The organism is Rhodoferax sp. ZS1R8 (assembly GCF_056521325.1).
In genome coordinates this window covers 1-1,778 of record NZ_JBWMBA010000043.1, presented here as the reverse complement: position 1 = coordinate 1,778, position 1,778 = coordinate 1, and the positions used below count along the sequence as shown (strand labels likewise).

Genomic DNA, 1,778 nt, shown 5'->3' with positions numbered 1-1,778 from the left:
GCCTCTTGACCACTGGCCACCGCATGGGTAATGACACCTTCAATCCCCAGCGTGCGCGCCAAGACCATACGGTTTACCGCGTTGTCGTCCACTATGAGGGCCTTGCAACCAGCAAAACGCACCACCTGGGCCGGAAGTACTGTTGCGCTCGTGTCGATATCCAGTTGCAACGTAAAGTGAAACACACTGCCCAAGCCCGCTTCGCTCTCCACCCATATCCGACCACCCATTGCCGAAACCAGACGCGAACAAATGGTTAATCCCAGGCCCGTACCACCATACCGCCGGGTTGTAGAACTATCCTCCTGAGAGAAGGCTTCGAATATGGCCTGTTGCTTGTCCGCTGGGATGCCAATACCGCTGTCGCTGACAGAAAAGTGCACCGTCGCAGGGCTGTCCTGTGCACAGGCATGTGCAACACGAACGACGATTTCACCTCTATGGGTAAATTTGATGGCATTGCCGATGATATTCAACAAAATCTGCCGCAATCGGCCGGGGTCACCCAATACTCCCGTGGGGACATCAGCCTCGACGTCGGACACCAGTTCCAGGCTCTTTTCACTGGCGCGAAGCGCCACCGACTTCAGAGTGTCTGCAACGACCTGACCCAGGTGGAAGGGAATGTGCTCTATGAGCAGCTTGCCAGCTTCAATTTTGGAGAAGTCCAGAATGTCGTTGATCACCCGAAGCAATGCTTCGCCAGACGACTTGACGATGCTGAGGTATTCCCGTTGCTCGGCATCCAATGGGGTGTCCAATAGCAATTCCGTCATGCCAATGACCCCATTCATGGGAGTTCGGATTTCATGGCTCATATTGGCCAGGAAATCCGACTTTGCATGGCTTGCGGCTTCTGCAGCATCTTTGGCCTTTTGCAACTCGGCCTCAGCTTGCTTGGACGCTGTAATATCGGTGAAGTAGCCATTCCACACCCAGTCGCCGTGAGCGAGCTGGCGCGGATGCGCCTCGCCGTGCACCCATACGATGGCACCCGTTTGAAGGTGCACCATGCGAAAATCCACAGCTTGCGCTTGCGCATGGGCGTTCGCCACGCCAAGGCCCGTCGAAAAAACATCCTGGTCGTCGGGGTACACCCTGTCCAGCAACAAGCTGGTTGTTTCCAGTACTGCCTCGGCGCGCACGCCACAAATGCCTTCAATGGAATCACTCATAGAAGTGATCATGAGCCTGCTGTATGATTCGGCGTAATACTGAAAAACCGCGACCGGAATGTTCTCAGTGACCTCGCGCAGCCGCGAATCCGCCTGCTTGATGGCAGTTATGTCCTGCCAGATGCCGGTAAACACCGTAGCGCCATCGGGAGCCAAGTCTGGCTCGGGGTCAATTTCGGCGCGAATCCAACGCTGAGAACCTTGTGGCAAAAGCACCCGGTATTCCCCCCGCCAGACGACACGCCGGCGTGGCGCATCCAAAACTTCATTAATCACCCGGGAACGGTCTTCTTTAAGAATTTGAAGTGTGGTCAACGACGAATCAGCCTTCAGTTCCTCAGGCGCAAAGCCGAGTACGTCGCGCACGCGCTCACTGATGAAGGTGTAACGGTAATGGTCCGGACCCACATGCCACTGAAAGACGGCGCCAGGCACCGTGTTGGTGATGTGGCGAAGGCGTGCTTCTGCTGCCTTCATGGATGTCTCCATGCGCTTGCGCTCCGTAATGTCTGTTCGTATTGCAATGAACATGGTGGGCTTACCAACATCGTTTGCCAGGGGAACAATGGTTGCATTTACCCAGTACAGATCGCCAGTCTTGTT

At 55.4% G+C, this 1,778-nt stretch carries 1 protein-coding gene; it reads right to left on the bottom strand.

Annotated features, from left to right (window positions below; translation table 11 throughout):
• Positions 1 to 1,778, bottom strand: a 1,778-nt coding sequence (locus AC097P_RS23560) for an ATP-binding protein (protein ID WP_479612862.1), incomplete at both ends; no start/stop codon positions are given.